The following is a 17,385-nucleotide window of genomic DNA, read 5'->3' as shown; positions in this document are numbered from 1 at the left end:
GGACGTTCCAGGTACAGGCCGGCCGGATGGCCGACCTGTGTCTATGCCCGCGGGAAGAGAAGAGACTCATCGGGCGTCGAAGGGCTTACGGACGCGGCACCGCGTCGAAGATCACGGTGAAGTCGGCAGTGTATTGGCCTACCTGACTCTCCAGAGGGACGGTGGAAGCCATGATGAGCATGTCGGCCTGGGTACCTGGTGTGGACGCTGCGTCACTGACGACTTCCTGGGGGAACTCGGTCAGGGTGACGTTGTTGAACCGAGTAAGCAGGGGAATGGAATCCGTACCATTGGTCAGCGAAGCCTGGCCACCCAACAGATAGGCATGGACCGAACCATCGGTGTTCTTCACGTCGAAGGTCTGGCGCACGGAACTCAGGGTGTTGGTCACAGGGTTGTAATTCATGACCTCATCCTTACCGAAGTCCGGATCGCGCGGCAGCACATGGAACTGCTTGGTGGGAATGGTTGCGCTGATATGGATGGAGGAGCGTGCATCGTCGAGGGCAAACGCCTGCGAAGAACCCAGGGCCACGGCGACCAGGGCAGTACCGGATACGAATTGTTTGAGCATGTTTGTCACACCTGTTCTTTGCATAAAGAGAAGGGTTGAAGTTGCAGCCCGATGAAGACCGGGGCTACCCCACAACGCCGGAGCATGATCGTCGCTCTTTAATTAAAAATAAGCAGGCAAATTCCCACAGATGCGTAGTAAAACCAGCATCCATAACAAAGAAAAAGACTCGTGTTTTTATGAAACACAAGTTTGGATGTAAGAAACTACCCACACCCGCATCCCTTGCCGCCCGGCGGTTCCAGCACTACTGAAAGATCAGGCAATTATGCTGCCCGTAGGCATGAGGTAATCAGCTAAGGTTCTAGCGAACTCAACTAGCGAACCTAGCTCGAGAGACATCTTAGTTCCGCGATATATCTAACGTCAAAAGATATATCTTGAAATTAAGATATATCTCGACCTCAACTTATTTATAACGGAGAACAGATATATGCCAGCCTCCCATCTTCATTCCGATTGCAACGGTTACCCACGGCACCCGGCGAGCCGTGGACGCGGTGGTCGTGGCCCACGCATCTTCGCCGCCGGTGACCTGCGATTGCTGTTGCTGGCCTTGATCGCCGAGCAGGCTTGCCACGGCTATGACTTGATCCGCCAGATCGAAAACATGTTCGAAGGAGCCTATAGCCCCAGCCCCGGTGTGATCTACCCGACCCTGACCGCGCTTGAGGTGAGCGCAATGATCCAGGGCGACAACGATGGCGGAAAAAAACGCTACAGCGTGACCGACGCCGGACGTCTATTGCTTGAGGAACAATCCACGGCGCTGGAAGGCGTACGGATGCGCATCGAAGCGGGCAAACGCTCCTTGCGTGGCCATGAGCGCCCCCCGGAAATCCACGAAGCGGTGTATAACTTGCGTCATGCGCTGTACCAGCATCATGGCCACTGGAGCCCGGAAGAAACCATGCGAGTACGCGACCTGCTCAACGCCACCGCCCAAGCCATCATCGACGGCCCCGGTCGTCCACCCGTTGCGGAAACAAGCCAATGACAGAGACCGATCCAAACATCATTCACCGTGTCAGCCACGAAATCAGGCGACGACGCCTGCAAGTATTGCGGGTGATGGACCTCACCCCACGCATGCGCCGCATCACGGTCGGCGGACCGGAGCTGGCCGGGTTCGTCAGCCTGGGCACGGACGACCACGTGAAGGTGTTCTTCCCGCAGAGCGCCGAAGAGCGGGCCGCCCTGGACACCTTCGACCCCAGTGCCGGCAAGGCCCAAGGGCCGATGCCCGAAATGCGCGACTACACCCCGCGCCGCTATGACCTGGACACCCTGGAACTGGACCTCGACTTCGTGCTTCACGGCGACGGCCCCGCCTCGACCTGGGCAGCCCAGGCAATGCCGGGACAGTTCCTGGACATCGCCGGGCCGCGAGGCTCGATGATCGTACCGGACATCTTCGACAGCTATCTGCTGGTGGGCGACGAAACCGCCCTACCCGCCATCGCCCGCCGCCTCGAAGGCCTGGCGCCGAACCGGCGGGCCCTGGTAGTGGTGGAAGTTGCCAACGGTGCCGAACAACAGGTGCTCCAGAGCCCGGCGCAGGTCCATGTGATCTGGGTACTGCGCGAAGGCCGCCAGAACACCCTGCTGACCACCGTGCGCCAACTGCAGATGCCCCCTGGCAAGCTCTACGCCTGGGTCGCGACCGAAAGCAAAGTATCGCGGCAGATTCGCAAGGTGTTGCTGGAGGAGAAAGGGTTGGACCAGGACTTCGTGAAGGCTGTGGGGTACTGGAAGGCGCAGGGGAGCGAGGAGGAATGAAGCGCGTCCAGCTCTCACTGGTATTGCTGAGGGCCCATCTTTCGTCGAGCCATGACTGATCGTCCCCCCACGCTGCGCGTGGGAACGATCAATCCCAGTGCGCTCTATCAGCTAAGATGATCGAACCTTCCACCCGGTACCCCGCTCCATGCTCTTCCTGATCGCCTACATCGCCAGCGTCGTGCTGATCAACTTCGCGTTTTCCGCCGCGCCACACCTGGACATCATCTGGTCGGCGTGGGGCGGGCTGGTGTTTATCCTGCGGGACATGGTGCAGACCCGCTTCGGCCATGGCGCCATCGTGGCGATGCTGGCGGCCCTGGTGTTGTCCTACGTGACCTCGGATCCGACCATCGCCCTGGCCAGTGCCACCGCGTTTGCCGTGTCCGAGTGCATCGACTGGCTGGTGTTCACCATCACCCGGCGTCCGTTGCATGATCGCCTGTGGATCAGCTCGGCACTGAGCATCCCCTTGGACACTTTCATTTTCTTCGGTTTGATCGACGCCCTGACACCGGGTGTGGTCATCACCGCCCTGGCCTCGAAATTCGCCGGGGTCACCGCCGTCTGGCTGATCATGGCCTGGCGTTTACGCCGGCAAGCAGTGGCCAGTTGAAGCCAAACCCCGCGGTTCATGTAAAATGCCGCGTTTTCTCTCCATGGGAAGCTCGCAAGGCGCGCAACCCTCGATGATCCGCTCCTGTTTGAGGACCTTCAGATGACCCGTATCGGAACTCCATTGTCGCCCACCGCGACCCGCGTTTTGTTGTGTGGCAGCGGTGAGCTGGGCAAGGAAGTGGTGATCGAACTGCAGCGCCTGGGCGTCGAGGTGATTGCCGTGGACCGCTACGCCAACGCGCCGGCCATGCAAGTGGCCCACCGCAGCCATGTGATCAACATGCTCGACGGTGCCGCCCTGCGTGCCGTGATCGAGGCCGAGAAGCCGCATTTCATCGTGCCGGAAATCGAAGCCATCGCCACCGCCACCCTGGTGGAACTGGAAGCCGAAGGCTTCACCGTGATCCCCACCGCCCGCGCCGCGCAACTGACCATGAACCGCGAAGGCATCCGGCGCCTGGCCGCCGAAGAGCTGGGCCTGCCGACTTCGCCTTATTTCTTCGCCGACACCGTGGAAGATTACCGCAAGGCCGTCCAGACCCTGGGTTTCCCATGCGTGGTCAAGCCGGTCATGAGTTCCTCGGGCAAGGGCCAGAGCCTGCTGCGCAGCGTCGATGACGTGCAGAAGGCCTGGGACTACGCCCAGGAAGGTGGCCGCGCCGGCAAGGGCCGGGTCATCATCGAGGGCTTTATCGATTTCGACTACGAGATCACCCTGCTCACCGTGCGTCATATCGGCGGCACCACGTTCTGCGCGCCGGTCGGCCATCGGCAGGAGAAAGGCGACTACCAGGAATCCTGGCAGCCCCAGGCCATGAGCCCGGTGGCCCTGGCCGAATCCGAGCGTGTCGCCAAGGCGGTGACCGAGGCCCTGGGCGGTCGCGGGCTGTTTGGCGTCGAGCTGTTCATCAAGGGTGACCAGGTGTGGTTCAGCGAAGTATCGCCCCGCCCCCACGACACCGGCCTGGTGACCCTGATTTCCCAGGACCTGTCGCAATTCGCCCTGCACGCCCGGGCCATCCTCGGCCTGCCGATCCCGCTGATCCGTCAGTTCGGTCCATCGGCTTCGGCAGTGCTGCTGGTGGAAGGCCAGTCGACCCAGACCGCTTTCGCCAACCTTGGCGCCGCCCTGAGCGAACCGGACACCGCCCTGCGCCTGTTCGGCAAGCCGGAAGTCAACGGTCAGCGCCGCCTGGGCGTGGCCCTGGCCCGCGACGAATCCATCGAAGCGGCCCGCGCCAAGGCGACCCGGGCTTCACAGGCGGTTAAGATCGAGTTGTAAAACCGGGCGGGATACAGTCCCCTGTGGTGAGGAGATTTCTTGCCACAACAGACAAGCTCAAAAAAAGGCGACACCCGCAAAGGTGTCGCCTTTTTCATGAACGCCGGTGCCGCTTAGTCCGGCAGTTTGTAGGCAATCACATAGTCACCCTGCTTGGTCCCCAGGGAACCGTGGCCGCCGGCGACGACCAGCACGTACTGCTTGCCGTCCTTGCCGGTATAGGTCATCGGCGTGGTCTGGGCGCCGGCCGGCAGGCGGCCTTCCCACAGTTGCTTGCCGTTCTTCACGTCGTAGGCACGCAGGTACTGGTCGAGGGTACCGCTGAGGAACGCCAGGCCACTGGCGGTGGTGAAAGTGCCGCCCAGACTCGGTACGCCCATGCTCAACGGAATCGGTACCGGCGAGCTGTCACGCACGGTGCCGTTCTTGTGTTTCCACAGGGTCTTGTTGTTGGTCAGGTCGACCGCCGCCACATACCCCCAGGCCGGCGCCTGGCACGGCAGGCCCATCGGCGAGAGCAGCGCTTCGAGGATCACGCCGTAGGGCGCCCCCTTGTTCGGCTGCACGCCTTCGGTTTCGCTCTTGCGACCCGGACCGCCGGCCACTTCCGCCGCCGGTACCAGCTTGGACTTGAACGCCATGTAGCTGGGGTTGACGAACGCGATCTGGCGCACCGGATCCACCGAGATACCGCCCCAGTCGAATACGCCGAAATTGCCCGGGTAGACGATGGAGCCCTGCAGCGATGGCGGCGTGAACATGCCCTCATAGCGCAGCGACTTGAAGTCGATGCGGCAGAGCATCTGGTCGAAGGGGGTCACGCCCCACATGTCGCTTTCCTTGAGGACCGGCGGCACGAAGTTCAGGTCGGACATCGGTTGGGTCGGCGAGGTGTAGTCACCTTCCACCGCGCCTTGGGGGACCGGGATCTCCTTGATCGGCACGATCGGCTGGCCGTTGCTGCGGTCCAGCACATAGATGCTGCCCTGCTTGGTCGAAGCCAGTACGGCCGGCTTCACGCCGTCGGCAGTCTTGAGGTCCATCAAGGTCGGTTGGCCGCCCACGTCCATGTCCCACAGGTCGTGGTGCGTGAACTGGAAGTACCAGCGGACCTTGCCGGTGGCGATGTCCAGCGCGGTCAGGCCTGCGGCATATTTTTCCGATTCAGGGGTACGCAGGCCACCGAACTGATCGGGGGTCTGGTTGCCCATCGGCAGGTACAGCATGCCGAGCTTCTCATCGACGCTGAACATGGACCACATGTTCGGCGAGTTGCGGGTGTAGACCTGGCCTTCGGCGATCGGCGTGGTGTCGTCCGGCTTGCCGCTGTCCCAGTTCCACACCAGCTTGCCGGTGTGCACGTCGTAGGCGCGGATCACACCGCTAGGCTCGTCGATGGAGACGTTGTCGGTCACGTGGCCACCGATCACCACCAGGTTCTGGGTGACCGCCGGTGGCGAAGTGGAATAGTAGCCGCCAGCCGTGAAGCTGCCGATGTTGGCGGTCAGGTCGACCTGGCCCTTGTCGCCGAAGTCTTCGCACATCTTGCCGGTGTCGGCGTTCAGGGCGATCAGGCGGGTATCGGCGGTCGGCAGGAAGATCCGCCGTGGGCAGACCGTGCTCGCCGGCGTGGTGCTGGCAGTGCCGGTGGGGCTCTGTTCGGCAGAAGCGTAGACTGCGTCATCGTGATAGGTCACGCCACGGCAGGTCATGTGGGCCCAGCCCTTGAAATTCTCCGCCTTCTGGGTGGAAAGCTTCGGATCGAAACGCCAGATCTCCTTGCCGGTCTCCGGCTCCAGCGCGATCACCTGGCTGTGAGGCGTGCAGACATAGAGCATGCCGTTGGCTTTCAGCGGGGTGTTTTCGGCGGTGGTCTCGCCCGGATCGTTCGGCCCTGGCAGGTCGCCCGTGCGATAGGTCCAGGCCGGTACCAGTTTGCTGACGTTTTGCGGGGTGATCTGTGCCAGCGGCGAATAACGGTCGCCATGGGCGCTGCGGCCATAGGAGTTCCAGTCGCCGTCCGGCATCGCCGGTGCGGTGTTGGTCATGCCCGGCACCGCATCGCGGTCCAGCTGGCCCTTGATCTCGCCCGGGTTGGTAAACTGGCTGGCGAGTGCCGCGACACCGGCGATGACCACGGCGGCACCCAGGGCGCGGGTGCCCATGTTCGATGCCTCGGCGCTCAGCAATGGACGGCGGAACCACGGCAGCAACAGGACGATGCCCAAGGCAAACAGCATCGCCAGGCGCGGCACCAGTTGCCACCAGTCCAGGCCCACTTCCCACAAGGCCCAGACGGTGCTGGCGAACAACACCAATGCGTAAAGGCCCAGGGCCGCACGACGAGCCATGATCAACAGCACACCCGTCAGGGCCAGGCCGATACCGGCCAGCAGGTAATACAGCGAGCCGCCCAGCATGCTCAGCTTGACACCGCCGGCCAACAGGGCCAGGCCCATCAATAGAAGCAGAATGCCGAGCAGGCTCGGTAGCAGACGGCTTCGACTCAAAGCACCCTCAGTGCTCATAGTGTGATTCTCCGTGAGGTTTTAAAGAGTCCCGCGCAAGTTGTCACTTTAGATGACGATCTTGAAGGGGCATGGTTCAGTTGAAAAAGGCAAATTCGGTTGACGCGGCCCCTGTGGGAGCGAGCTTTCTGGCGATGGCTGCGTGTCAGCCGACTTCAATGCTGGGTGTGCAATCGCTATCGCGAGCCTGGTCGCTCCCACAGAAATCGGCTCGTCACGCAGATTGAGACAGCGCTGTCTTTCAAAGTCTGAACATTGAACATAGTGCAAGCGTTCTTGGGTCCGGATACAGAAGTGAGCTGAAGGCAATGGCTCTGGCACGCCAGAAGAAGCGTTTCAGCAGGCGGCGCAAGGATAATGTCCTGTTACCAATAGAGAAAGATCTTTTATTGACATGGATCCTTTCGATTCCGGTAACAGTGTGCCCCACTCAAGACGCATCTATGCTTCCCCCTCGAGGGGCACCTCGGCTAAGGTGCGCGGCTTTACATCTTCACGGTAAAAGGCCTCCCATGACCGAACCCAACAACAACCCGCTGCACGGCGTGACGCTGGAGCAGATCCTCAATGCGCTGGTTCAGCACTACGAATGGTCGGGATTGGCCGAACGCATTGACATTCGCTGCTTCAAGAGCGACCCGAGCATCAAGTCGAGCCTGACCTTCCTGCGCAAGACCCCTTGGGCACGCGAGAAAGTCGAGCGCTTGTACATCAAGCTGATGCGCACCAAGCGGCCCGTCTGAGCCGTGGACATCGATAACGCCTTGCGCCGACGCCTGGTGTCGCTGGCGGCATTGCTCGGTTGGCTGGGGTTGAGCATCCAGCTCTACCTGATCCTGCTCGGTCGCTGGAGCCTCGGCGCGAGCCTGCTGGGCGGCCTGGTGAATTTCTTCAGCTTCTTCACGGTACTGACCAACACCCTGGTGGCGGTGGTACTGACCTGGGAAGTGACCCCGCGCGAATCAGCGGTGCGGCGCTGGTTCCTGCTACCCAGCGTAAGCAGCGGTATCGCCGTGAGCATCGCCCTGGTCAGCCTGGCCTACAACCTGCTGCTACGCCATCTGTGGCAACCCGAAGGCTGGCAGTTCGTGGCCGACGAACTGCTGCACGACGTGATGCCGCTGCTGTACGTCGCCTATTGGTGGCTTTGCGTTCCCAAGGGCACCTTGCGCCTCAGGCACATCGGGCTATGGATAGCCTATCCCCTGGTGTATTTCGCCTATGTCCTGCTAAGGGGCGACCTGCTGGCGGCGTACCCCTACCCTTTCATCGACGTGTCGAACCTGGGCTATCCACAAGTGTTCCTCAATGCCGGAGGGATCTTGGCAGGATTCGTCGGCATCGCGCTGGGTGTGGTGGGGCTGGACCGGTGGGCAGGCCGACCTTCCAGGTAACGGGCCCGCCCTACTTCGGATATGTCTTCGGATCGGGTCAGGAGCTGGTCGGCAACGCCCACACCAGTCCATTGGCCTTGGCCCGCTCATGACACAGCGCCAGGACATGACGCCGTTCATCGTTGTCCATTTTTCTCCAGCGAGTGATTTCCGACACCGTGCGCTGGCAACCGGTGCAGATGTCATGGTCGTCCAACGAGCAGATGTTCACACAGGGTGACGGCACCGGGCGTTCGGGGGTGTTCATTGTTCCTGCTCCTTCAGGTCACGGGCGTAACGCTGCGCGTTGTGGACGTAATGCGCGGCGCTGGCTTCCAGCATTTTCTTCTGGGCTTCGGTCAATTCCCTGACGACCTTGCCGGGTGAGCCCATCACCAGCGAACCGTCGGGAATCTCCTTGTTTTCACCGATCAGCGCGTTGGCGCCGATGATGCAGTTCCTGCCGATCTTCGCGCCATTGAGGATCACCGCATTGATGCCAATGAGGCTGTAGTCCCCCACCGTGCAGCCGTGCAGCATGGCGTTATGACCGATGGTCACGCCGGTGCCGATGGTCAGCGGGAACCCCATGTCGGTGTGCATCACCGTGCCGTCCTGCACGTTACTGTCCTTGCCCACCAGGATCAGTTCATTGTCTCCACGCAGTACCGCATTGAACCAGACACTGGCGCCTTCTTCGAGGCGGACCTTGCCCACCAGCGTGGCATTGGGCGCAACCCAGCTCTGTGGGTGGATTTCGACGCGGGCATCGCCCAGGCGATATTTCATGAATCTCCTCGCAGGCCGTTCTTTTAGTTATTGAGGAAGCTTCTGGGCGGTTTGTGCAGGTCTATGCCCGCATCGAACAACAGGTTCACCAGCTCGACGATCATGATCGCCGTCAGGCCCCAGATTTTATATTCGCCAAAACGATAGCTGGGAACGTACCAACTGCAACCCTGATAATCGATGCGGTGAGTGTGCTCGCGGGGGTCCTTGCGGAAAAACTCCAGGGGCACGCTGAACACCGCGGCGATCTCGGCATCGTTGGCCTGGTACTCGACATAATCGGGGATCACCCCCACATAAGGCGTCACCTTGATGCCGTGCAACGAAATCAGCGGGCTGAGGGGGCCGATCACTTCCACCAGGCCGGGGGGCAGGCCGATTTCCTCTTCAGCCTCGCGCAGGGCGGTGAAGATCAGGTCGGGATCTTCCGGGTCGCGGCGCCCGCCGGGGAACGCCACTTCGCCGCCATGGGTCGACAGGCCGCTGGCGCGCAAGGTCAAAAGCAGTTCAGGTTCATCACTGCGAGTGATCGGCACCAGCACCGCGGCTTCAGGAAAACGTCGGTCGACCTCCAGTTCGCGCGGGGTGTGGTTGCTTACTCGATGCAGTAGCTCGTCCAGCATGAGACTTCTCGATTTATTCGCTACCTTGCATCATGCACCAATCATCCAGGCGGCCCAAGCCCTGCACCGCGTCGTGTCGCGAAACGACAACTTGCCGCACCGGCCCACGCACGCCAAGATAGGCGCAGCATCCAGGAATCCAAGCATGAAATTCTGCAGCCAGTGCGGTAATCCGGTGACCCAGCGCATACCCGAAGGCGACTCGCGCCTGCGTTTCGTTTGCGACACTTGCCACACCATTCATTACCAGAACCCCAACATCGTGGCCGGTTGCGTACCGACCTGGGGCAGCAAGGTGCTGCTGTGCCGGCGCGCCATCGAGCCGCGGCGCGGTTACTGGACATTGCCGGCGGGCTTCATGGAGAACGGCGAGACGGTCGAACAGGCCGCCGTGCGCGAAACCGCCGAGGAGGCCTGCGCCCGGGTACGAAATCTGAGCATCTATACGCTGATTGACGTACCGCATATCAGCCAGGTACATGTATTCTTCCGCGCCGAACTGGTGGACCAGGATTTCGCCGCAGGGCCCGAGAGCCTGGAAGTGAAACTGTTCGAAGAAGCGGATATTCCCTGGGATGAACTGGCCTTCCGCACAGTAGGCCGTACCCTGGAATACTTCTATGCTGACCGGCAAGCCGAGGACTATCCGGTGCGATCCGAATCGATCCCGCCGCTGGCCCAGCCTGCCAACACATAACATCCAAATAGCTGCGACACCTCAAGGGATATCGTTTCAATGCGCTGGTTGCTTGTCCTGTTCTGCCTGTCGTTCACCGCTGTGTCCCAGGCCTCCGCGGTGGGAACCTATAACGGCAAGGTCATCGAAAAAGTGCTGGTGCTCAAGTCCGCCCATCAATTGCAATTGATCAACGACGGCAAGCCGCTCAAGACCTATCGCATCTCCCTGGGCAAGGGCGCCAAGAAAGGCCCCAAGCTGATCGAAGGCGACAAACGCACCCCCGAGGGTTTCTATTGGATCGACTGGCGCAAGACCAGCGAACGCTTCTACCTGTCCATGCACATTTCCTACCCCAACATCAGCGACGCCGCCCGCGCCCGCCGCGAAGGCGTGGAACCGGGAGGCATGATCATGATCCACGGCACGCCTGATTCGGAGGAAAACCCTGAACAGCTGTTCCACACCCTGGACTGGACCGATGGCTGCATTGCCATGCGCAATGTGGACATGCGCGAAGTCTGGAACCTGGTGCCGGATGGGACGATGATCGAGATTCGTCCTTGAAGGGTGGAAAGACAAGGCTGAGCTTATGGTTAGAGCTCCTAAGAATCACCAGGAGCAACAACTTTAAAAGTCCATGAGCGCGAACTCTCACCATTAGCGCGGGCTTTGAGCTTGTATTCCTTGATGGACGTTTCTAAGTCCTCAAACTTCCAGATCCCATGGATATCAGTGTAGGTTCTTGCAAACTCTTTGGGACCCTCCCCATCGAACAGCAAAACTTGACTGTCTATGGGAGCATAGCCCTGCACAAATATCTTTTTAGCCGTTGTTGTTCCACCGTCTGGAATGTAAGGCACCTGAGTCCGTACTCCAACCCACACAATTGCTATAGGGGGCAATTTCTCTGTGGTCATGATGGTTCTCCTCGTTAAGTGACATAGGGAGACCCAATTCAGCAGCGTTACTAACACTTTGGCTACTGTCAGAGATGACAGTTCGCAGTTGGTTTTCGACTATTGGTAGTCAGGCCAGAAAAGCGTGGGGCCGCTGCGCGCGCCAACGGAAACAAGCTCCCTCACCACAGGGGACGGTGACGATCTCAAATCGTCCGGGCTTGTTGCCCTGTGATTTTTCGGACGGTCAAACCCGGTCGCTGAATTGGCAGCGACACCCAAGGCTAGAGCCCCCACTTCCGAGGGACAACCCTAAAAACATGTCGGAAACTTCGGTGCGTCTGACAGATCGCAGTTTCTGTGGCGAGGGGATTTATCCCCGCTGGGCTGCGCAGCAGCCCCAAGGTAGCCAACTCAAATTTACCTGACACACCGCGCTGTCAGGTTTTAGGGCCGCTTCGCACCCCAGTGGGAGCAAGCTCCCTCGCCGCAACGGCCCGTTAGTCCCAGTCTCGGGTGACCGCCCGTCAACATCGAAAAATAAAATAAAAAAATCCCACCTTCAGAAATTGCCTACAGATGAATACCAATTCACACCGTAGGGGTTGTCGCAGGCGGCGATCTTTGCTGTTGAATTCCCAGCCTCTAATACCACTTCAATCCCACCCCTCAAAAACCATCGAAATACACCGGTAAACCCTGGGAAAGCGGCGTTGACATGGTATTCAAGTGGTATTAGCTTCCACCCCAATTACCGAGCGACAACAATTCAACAACGTATCGGACATCGATATGAACGACATCCTGGCCCTGCGCCCTGACGACACCCAACCCACGCCGCTGTACCTGCAGCTGGCGCGTAACCTGGAGACGGCGATTCATGCCGGCCAATGGAAAGCCGAGCAGGCGATGCCGTCCGAGCGCAGCTTGAGCGAGCAACTGGGCATTTCCCGGGTCACCGCCCGCAAGGCCCTGGAAGTGTTGTTCGAACAAGGCCTGATCCGCCGTAACCAGGGTTCGGGCACCTTCATCACCCCGCGCCTGGAGCAGCCGCTGTCACGCTTGAGTGGCTTCAGCGAGATGCTGCGACTCAAAGGCTTCGTGCCCGGCTCCCAATGGCTGGAACGGGAAATCACGCCGCCGACCCACGAAGAACTGATCCGCCTGGGCCTGTCGCCCACCGACAAGGTCGCGCGGCTCAAGCGCCTGCGCAAGGCCGATGACACGGTCATGGCCATCGAGATGAGCACCCTACCCGCCAGCATCATCCCCAAGCCCCAGGCAGTGGGCGACTCGCTCTATGAATTCCTCGACGGCATCGGCAAACCCGTGGTGCGCGCCCTGCAACACATCCAGGCCATCAACGCCTCGGACGAATTCGCCGCCCTGGTGGGCATCGCCCCCGGCACCGCCATGTTGCTGATGACCCGGGTCGGTTACCTGGAAGACAACACCCCCATCGAAGTCACCGACACCTATTGCCGCAACGACTACTACGACTTTGTCGCCGAGCTGCGGCGCTAGACGAGCAGAGAATTTTCATGTCCGAAGACAACATCCTCACCCCCGACGGCTGGGTTCGTGGCCGCCTGCTCCATGAGCACGGCAAGGTCGTGTCCATCGAAGGCCAGCCTTGCGATCCGGCCAGCAACGACCTGCCCTACCTGCTGCCCGGTTTCATCGACCTGCACGTCCATGGCGGAGGCGGCAAGGACATCATGCAAGGCGCCTCGGCGTTCGAAACCATCGCCCGCACCCATGTGCGTTTCGGCACCACCGCGCTGCTGGCCACCACCATGACCGCGCCCAGCGAAGAGATCGCCAGCGTGCTCCAGGCCCTCGGCGAATTCTGTGAACAACGCCCGAGTAGCAGCGCCCGGGTCCTGGGCGTGCACTTGGAGGGCCCTTACATCAATCCCGGAAAACTGGGCGCCCAACCGAATTTCGCGCACACCGCGTTGCTGGCCGAGGTGGAGCGTTACCTGGCCCTGGCACCGATCCGGGTGATCACCATCGCCCCGGAAATCGCCGGTCACGACGCCTTGATCCGCGCCCTCAGCGCCCGGGGCGTGCGCATGCAGATCGGTCATACCCTGGGCAGTTATGAAGAAGGTGTCGCGGCGCTGGCCGCCGGGGCCACCAGCTTTACCCACTTGTACAACGCCATGAGCCCGCTGCATCACCGCGAGCCAGGCATCGTCGGCGCGGCCCTGGCCCACGCCCGTTATGCCGAGCTGATCCCCGACTTGCTCCACGTGCACCCCGGCGCCATGCGCGTGGCCCTGCGTTCGATTCCCTGCCTGTATTGCGTCACCGATTCCACCGCCGCCGCCGGCATGCCCGACGGCGAATACAGGCTGGGCAGCCATACCGTGACCAAGTGCCTGGGCGGTGTACGCCTGGCCGACGGCACACTGGCCGGCAGCACCCTGACCATGGACCAGGCCCTGCGCAACCTGGTGAAAATCGGCTTGCCCCTCGCCGAAGCCTCCCAGCGCCTGTCGCAGTTCCCCGCCGACTATCTCGGCCTGCCCGAGCGCGGCCGCCTGCAACCCGGTGCCTGGGCCGACTGCGTACGCCTGGACCGTTACCTGACCCTGACCGACGTGACGGTCGAAGGAGAAGCCATTGACTTCAAAAATGCTTGAAGAGGCCCTGGCCTCGTCCCAGGCCGTCGAGCGCCAGTTGCAGCAGCTGGACCCTACGCTGGTGGAAATCGCCGGGCGCCTGCGCCGCCAACCGCCGCAGGTAGCGATGACCGTCGCTCGCGGCAGCTCCGATCATGCCGCCAGCTACTTCGCCTACCTGACCATGCAGCAACTGGGCTTGCCGGTGGCCTCGTTGCCGATGTCGGTGGTGACCATGCAGCAGGCCCCGCTCAAGGTCAGCGGACAGGTGGCGTTCGGCTTTTCCCAGTCGGGACAGAGCCCCGACCTGGTGAACAGCCTGCGTCTGCTGCGCAAGCGCGGGGCCCTGAGCGTGGCCTTGGTCAACGCCGTCGATTCGCCCCTGGAAGCGGCCTGCGAATTCAGCGTGCCGCTGTGCGCCGGCGTCGAAAGCAGCGTCGCCGCCACCAAGAGTTTCATCGCCACCCTCAGCGCCAGTGCGCGGCTGGTGGCGCACTGCAAGGGCGACGCCGAGTTGCTGGAAGCCGGTAGCGCCCTGCCCGAAGGCTTGCGCGAGGCTGCCCGGCAGGATTGGCACCGCGCTGTCGAAACGTTGCGCGACTGTCAGCGATTGATGGTCATCGGCCGGGGCGCCGGGTTCGCCATCGCCCAGGAAGCGGCGCTCAAGTTCAAGGAAACCTCGGCGATCCAGGCCGAGGCCTTCAGCAGTGCCGAGGTCCGCCATGGGCCGATGGCCTTGATCGATGAAAACTACCCGTTGCTGGTGTTCGCGCCCCGTGGCGCCGAGCAGGCCGGCGTGTTGAGCCTGGCCGCGGACATGCGCCAGCGCGGTGCCCGGGTCGTGCTGGCGGCACCCGATGACATCGTCGAACGCGACCTCACGCTGACCCGTGCCGAACACCCGGCCCTGGACCCGATCCTGGCGATCCAGAGCTTCTACACGATGGCCGCGAACCTGGCGGCGGCCCGGGGCCTGGATCCGGACCATCCGCGGCACCTGAGCAAGGTCACCCGAACCCACTGATACGACGGCTTTCCTTCAATAACCAGGCTGACAAGCGTCTGACGAGAGCACCCCATGCCCAACAACAATAAAGAGCTGATCCTCAGCGCCCCCCTCAGCGGCCCGGTGCTCACCCTCGCCAACGTCCCGGACGCGGTATTTGCCAGCGGCGTCATGGGCGACGGAATCGCCATCGACCCGCTGAACGACACCCTGCACGCGCCCTGTGACGGCGAGGTGATCCATGTCGCCCGCAGCGGCCACGCCGTGACCCTGCGAGCCGATAACGGTGTCGAATTGCTGCTGCACCTGGGACTGGATACGGTGGAGCTGCAAGGCGACGGCTTCTCCATGCTGGTCAAGGAAGGGGCACGGGTCAGCCACGGCCAGCCGCTTTTGCGCTATGACCTGGACAAGGTGGCGCAACGCTGCAAGAGCCTGGTCAGCCTGATGGTGGTCACCAATGGCGACCGTTTCCAGGCACGGCCTATCACGCTCAAGGGCGTCAAGGTGGGCGAACCGCTGTTGAATATCGTCGCCAAGGCGCCCCGCGAAGCAGAGGTCGACGACCATGGCACCGCGCTGCAAGTCTATGGCGAAGTTCGTATTGCCCACCGCGGCGGCCTGCATGCGCGGCCCGCGGCACTCATCCGCCAGACGGCCCAAGGCTTCAAGAGCCGCTCGCACCTGCATTTCGGCGGTAAATCGGCGTCCTGCGACAGTGTCATGGGGCTGATGGGCCTCGCCGTCACCGAACAGGCGCAAGTCCGGGTCAGTTGCCGGGGCAGCGATGCCGAAGCGGCGCTACAGGCTTTGCTGCTGACCTTGTCCACCGCCCCGGCCGAGGACGACCATGCAGCGGCGCCGGTAGTACGACCACAGGTGCGCCCCGCCGAGGACGGCGTGCTGCACGGTGTCTGCGCCGCCCCGGGGCTGGTGGCCGGGCCATTGGTCCAGCTGGGGGCGATCGAGTTGCCGCCGGACCTGGGTGGGCATGATGTCCAGGCGCAGCGTCGGCACCTGGAGGCCGCGCTCAAGCATGTCAGCGACGAAATCCAGCACACCCTGCAACAGGCCAGGGCCCGGCGCAATCGTGACGAAGAGGCCATTTTCGGAGCCCATCTGGCGCTGCTGGAAGACCCCGTGCTGCTGGACGCCGCCTATCAGGCCATCGACCAGGGCAGCGCCGCGCCCCATGCCTGGAGCCAGTCCATCGACGTGCAATGCCAGGTCCTGCAACAGTCGGGCAGTACCTTGCTGGCCGAACGCGCCAATGACTTGCGCGACCTGCGCCAGCGCGTCCTGCGGGCGTTGCTGGGCGAGGCCTGGCAACTGGAAGCGGCGGCCGGCGCCATCGTCGCCGCGCAGGAGCTGACCCCGTCGGATCTGCTGGCGCTCAGCGCCCAGGGCGTGGCCGGCGTGTGCATGGTCGAAGGCGGGGCGACCTCCCATGTCGCGATCCTCGCCCGAGGCAAAGGCCTGCCGTGCCTGGTGGCCTTGGGCGATGCCCTGTTGACTCAGGAACAGGGCCAGGCCGTGGTGCTGGACGCCGACAACGGTCGTCTCGAGCTGACGCCGAGCGCCGAACGCCTGGCCCAGGTGCAGCAGGCACAAGCCCGGCAAGCCACCCGTCGCGGCGAGCAACAGGCCCTGGCCCACCTGCCGGCGCAGACCATCGATGGAATGCACGTCGAGGTGGCCGCCAACGTGGCCTCCAGCGCCGAAGCCGCCCTGGCCTTGGCCAATGGTGCCGACGGCGTGGGCCTGTTGCGCACCGAGTTCCTTTTCGTCGACCGCCACACCGCGCCCGACGAAGAGGAACAACGCCAGGCCTATCAAGCCGTGCTCCAGGCCATGGGCGACAAGCCAGTGATCATCCGCACCATCGACGTGGGCGGCGACAAACAGCTGGACTACCTGCCACTGCCGTTCGAAGCCAACCCGGTGCTCGGCCTGCGGGGCATTCGCCTGGCCCAGGTGCGCCCGCAACTGCTGGACTTGCAGTTGCGGGCCTTGCTGCAAACCCGTCCGCTGGAGCGTTGCCGGATCCTGTTGCCCATGGTCACCGAAGTCGACGAGCTGCTGCACATCCGCCAGCGTCTCGATGCCCTGGGCGCCGAGCTGGGCCTGGAGGAGCGACCGCAACTGGGTGTGATGATCGAAGTGCCGGCCGCCGCGTTGCTGGCCGAACAGTTGGCCGAACACGCGGATTTCCTGTCCATCGGCACCAACGATCTCTCGCAATACACCCTGGCCATGGACCGCGACCACGCAGGCCTCGCCGCCCGGGTCGACGCCCTGCATCCGGCGCTGCTGCGGCTGATCGCCCAGACCTGCGCAGGCGCGGCGAAGCACGGGCGCTGGGTCGGGGTCTGCGGCGCCCTGGCCTCCGATCCGCTGGCGACACCCGTACTGATCGGGCTGGGTGTGCGCGAACTGTCGGTAAGCCCGCCGCAGATCGGTGAAATCAAGGAGCGTGTGCGTCACCTCGACGCCACGCAATGCGCCTGCCTGAGCACCGAACTGCTGAACCTCGGCAGTGCCCAGGCCGTGCGCCGTGCCTGCCTCCAACACTGGCCCCTGGGCTGAGCCCCGTCGAAGAACAACAAGGAGA

Annotated in this window: 18 protein-coding genes; 12 read left to right on the top strand and 6 right to left on the bottom strand. The window is 62.4% G+C overall.

Features of this window, described 5'->3' with window-relative positions:
- Positions 1–85 precede the first annotated feature (85 nt).
- Positions 86–574, bottom strand: coding sequence for a CS1 type fimbrial major subunit (locus BW992_RS12735; protein ID WP_072395331.1), 489 nt, complete (start codon positions 572–574; stop codon positions 86–88).
- A gap of 433 nt (positions 575–1,007) precedes the next feature.
- Between BW992_RS12735 and BW992_RS12730 the strand changes: the two genes are divergently transcribed.
- From BW992_RS12730 to purT, 4 genes are all read left to right on the top strand, one after another.
- Positions 1,008–1,571 carry a PadR family transcriptional regulator gene (locus tag BW992_RS12730; protein ID WP_076406329.1) on the top strand — a complete coding sequence of 188 codons (564 nt, stop codon included), beginning with the start codon at positions 1,008–1,010 and terminating at the stop codon, positions 1,569–1,571.
- Positions 1,568–2,353: a siderophore-interacting protein gene (locus BW992_RS12725; protein ID WP_072432108.1), complete on the top strand. Its 786-nt coding sequence runs from the start codon at positions 1,568–1,570 to the stop codon at positions 2,351–2,353. Before BW992_RS12730 ends, BW992_RS12725 begins: the two co-directional genes overlap by 4 nt.
- A gap of 148 nt (positions 2,354–2,501) precedes the next feature.
- Positions 2,502–2,969, top strand: a complete 468-nt coding sequence (locus tag BW992_RS12720) for a preQ0 transporter (protein ID WP_072395355.1) — start codon at positions 2,502–2,504, stop codon at positions 2,967–2,969.
- A 102-nt stretch (positions 2,970–3,071) separates the two neighbouring features.
- A complete protein-coding gene (gene purT, locus BW992_RS12715; protein ID WP_076406327.1) occupies positions 3,072–4,253 on the top strand; it encodes a formate-dependent phosphoribosylglycinamide formyltransferase in 1,182 nt (393 codons plus the stop codon).
- Between the two features lie 113 nt (positions 4,254–4,366).
- Here the strand turns inward: purT and BW992_RS12710 are convergent, their stop codons facing one another.
- Positions 4,367–6,781 (bottom strand): glucose/quinate/shikimate family membrane-bound PQQ-dependent dehydrogenase, encoded by a 2,415-nt coding sequence (locus BW992_RS12710; protein ID WP_072432106.1) that lies wholly within the window; start codon positions 6,779–6,781, stop codon positions 4,367–4,369.
- 512 nt (positions 6,782–7,293) lie between these two features.
- On the opposite strand from BW992_RS12710, the gene BW992_RS12705 reads away from it, so the two are divergent.
- Both BW992_RS12705 and BW992_RS12700 read left to right on the top strand, forming a co-directional pair.
- The gene (locus BW992_RS12705) at positions 7,294–7,524 is read left to right on the top strand and encodes a VF530 family DNA-binding protein (protein WP_003205228.1); all 231 of its coding nucleotides are present in this window, start codon (positions 7,294–7,296) and stop codon (positions 7,522–7,524) included.
- A gap of 9 nt (positions 7,525–7,533) precedes the next feature.
- Positions 7,534–8,175 (top strand): Pr6Pr family membrane protein, encoded by a 642-nt coding sequence (locus BW992_RS12700; RefSeq protein ID WP_103894298.1) that lies wholly within the window; start codon positions 7,534–7,536, stop codon positions 8,173–8,175.
- A gap of 37 nt (positions 8,176–8,212) precedes the next feature.
- Here BW992_RS12700 and BW992_RS12695 read toward each other — a convergent pair whose 3' ends face one another.
- Genes BW992_RS12695 through BW992_RS12685 form a run of 3 tightly spaced genes read right to left on the bottom strand, consistent with a single transcriptional unit; the run spans position 8,213 to position 9,566 of the window.
- Positions 8,213–8,422, bottom strand: a complete 210-nt coding sequence (locus BW992_RS12695; protein WP_072395363.1) for a DUF1289 domain-containing protein — start codon at positions 8,420–8,422, stop codon at positions 8,213–8,215.
- Entirely contained in the window at positions 8,419–8,943 is a 525-nt protein-coding gene (locus BW992_RS12690; protein WP_072395365.1) for a gamma carbonic anhydrase family protein, read from the bottom strand. Before BW992_RS12690 ends, BW992_RS12695 begins: the two co-directional genes overlap by 4 nt.
- 23 nt (positions 8,944–8,966) lie before the next feature.
- Positions 8,967–9,566, bottom strand: coding sequence for a CoA pyrophosphatase (locus BW992_RS12685; RefSeq protein WP_072395367.1), 600 nt, complete (start codon positions 9,564–9,566; stop codon positions 8,967–8,969).
- Between the two features lie 145 nt (positions 9,567–9,711).
- Between BW992_RS12685 and BW992_RS12680 the strand changes: the two genes are divergently transcribed.
- Both BW992_RS12680 and BW992_RS12675 read left to right on the top strand, forming a co-directional pair.
- On the top strand, positions 9,712–10,263 hold the full coding sequence (locus BW992_RS12680; RefSeq protein ID WP_072395388.1) for an NUDIX hydrolase: 552 nt from the start codon (positions 9,712–9,714) through the stop codon (positions 10,261–10,263).
- Between the two features lie 39 nt (positions 10,264–10,302).
- Positions 10,303–10,809: a L,D-transpeptidase family protein gene (locus BW992_RS12675; protein ID WP_072395390.1), complete on the top strand. Its 507-nt coding sequence runs from the start codon at positions 10,303–10,305 to the stop codon at positions 10,807–10,809.
- 38 nt (positions 10,810–10,847) lie between these two features.
- Here BW992_RS12675 and BW992_RS12670 read toward each other — a convergent pair whose 3' ends face one another.
- Complete coding sequence (locus BW992_RS12670; RefSeq protein ID WP_072432105.1) at positions 10,848–11,162, bottom strand: hypothetical protein; 315 nt, start codon at positions 11,160–11,162, stop codon at positions 10,848–10,850.
- Between the two features lie 771 nt (positions 11,163–11,933).
- Between BW992_RS12670 and BW992_RS12665 the strand changes: the two genes are divergently transcribed.
- The 4 genes from BW992_RS12665 to ptsP are packed head-to-tail and all read left to right on the top strand — an operon-like array spanning position 11,934 to position 17,360.
- Entirely contained in the window at positions 11,934–12,665 is a 732-nt protein-coding gene (locus BW992_RS12665) for a GntR family transcriptional regulator (protein WP_072395392.1), read from the top strand.
- Between the two features lie 17 nt (positions 12,666–12,682).
- Positions 12,683–13,789, top strand: coding sequence for an N-acetylglucosamine-6-phosphate deacetylase (nagA, locus tag BW992_RS12660; protein ID WP_072395394.1), 1,107 nt, complete (start codon positions 12,683–12,685; stop codon positions 13,787–13,789).
- Positions 13,770–14,792, top strand: coding sequence for an SIS domain-containing protein (locus BW992_RS12655; protein WP_123397838.1), 1,023 nt, complete (start codon positions 13,770–13,772; stop codon positions 14,790–14,792). Before nagA ends, BW992_RS12655 begins: the two co-directional genes overlap by 20 nt.
- Before the next feature lie 54 nt (positions 14,793–14,846).
- Positions 14,847–17,360, top strand: a complete 2,514-nt coding sequence (ptsP, locus tag BW992_RS12650) for a phosphoenolpyruvate--protein phosphotransferase (RefSeq protein ID WP_076406325.1) — start codon at positions 14,847–14,849, stop codon at positions 17,358–17,360.
- The last annotated feature ends 25 nt before the right edge of the window (positions 17,361–17,385 follow it).

Source organism: Pseudomonas sp. 7SR1 (assembly GCF_900156465.1).
Classification (GTDB): Bacteria; Pseudomonadota; Gammaproteobacteria; order Pseudomonadales; family Pseudomonadaceae; genus Aquipseudomonas.
This window is presented reverse-complemented; position numbering and strand designations above follow the sequence as displayed.

Coding starts and splice junctions, on each gene's coding strand:
- BW992_RS12735 (WP_072395331.1), bottom strand. CDS start 574: ATGCTCAAACAATTCGTATCCGGTACTGCCCTGGTCGCCGTGGCCCTG.
- BW992_RS12730 (WP_076406329.1), top strand. CDS start 1,008: ATGCCAGCCTCCCATCTTCATTCCGATTGCAACGGTTACCCACGGCAC.
- BW992_RS12725 (WP_072432108.1), top strand. CDS start 1,568: ATGACAGAGACCGATCCAAACATCATTCACCGTGTCAGCCACGAAATC.
- BW992_RS12720 (WP_072395355.1), top strand. CDS start 2,502: ATGCTCTTCCTGATCGCCTACATCGCCAGCGTCGTGCTGATCAACTTC.
- purT (WP_076406327.1), top strand. CDS start 3,072: ATGACCCGTATCGGAACTCCATTGTCGCCCACCGCGACCCGCGTTTTG.
- BW992_RS12710 (WP_072432106.1), bottom strand. CDS start 6,781: ATGAGCACTGAGGGTGCTTTGAGTCGAAGCCGTCTGCTACCGAGCCTG.
- BW992_RS12705 (WP_003205228.1), top strand. CDS start 7,294: ATGACCGAACCCAACAACAACCCGCTGCACGGCGTGACGCTGGAGCAG.
- BW992_RS12695 (WP_072395363.1), bottom strand. CDS start 8,422: ATGAACACCCCCGAACGCCCGGTGCCGTCACCCTGTGTGAACATCTGC.
- BW992_RS12690 (WP_072395365.1), bottom strand. CDS start 8,943: ATGAAATATCGCCTGGGCGATGCCCGCGTCGAAATCCACCCACAGAGC.
- BW992_RS12685 (WP_072395367.1), bottom strand. CDS start 9,566: ATGCTGGACGAGCTACTGCATCGAGTAAGCAACCACACCCCGCGCGAA.
- BW992_RS12680 (WP_072395388.1), top strand. CDS start 9,712: ATGAAATTCTGCAGCCAGTGCGGTAATCCGGTGACCCAGCGCATACCC.
- BW992_RS12675 (WP_072395390.1), top strand. CDS start 10,303: ATGCGCTGGTTGCTTGTCCTGTTCTGCCTGTCGTTCACCGCTGTGTCC.
- BW992_RS12670 (WP_072432105.1), bottom strand. CDS start 11,162: ATGACCACAGAGAAATTGCCCCCTATAGCAATTGTGTGGGTTGGAGTA.
- BW992_RS12665 (WP_072395392.1), top strand. CDS start 11,934: ATGAACGACATCCTGGCCCTGCGCCCTGACGACACCCAACCCACGCCG.
- nagA (WP_072395394.1), top strand. CDS start 12,683: ATGTCCGAAGACAACATCCTCACCCCCGACGGCTGGGTTCGTGGCCGC.
- ptsP (WP_076406325.1), top strand. CDS start 14,847: ATGCCCAACAACAATAAAGAGCTGATCCTCAGCGCCCCCCTCAGCGGC.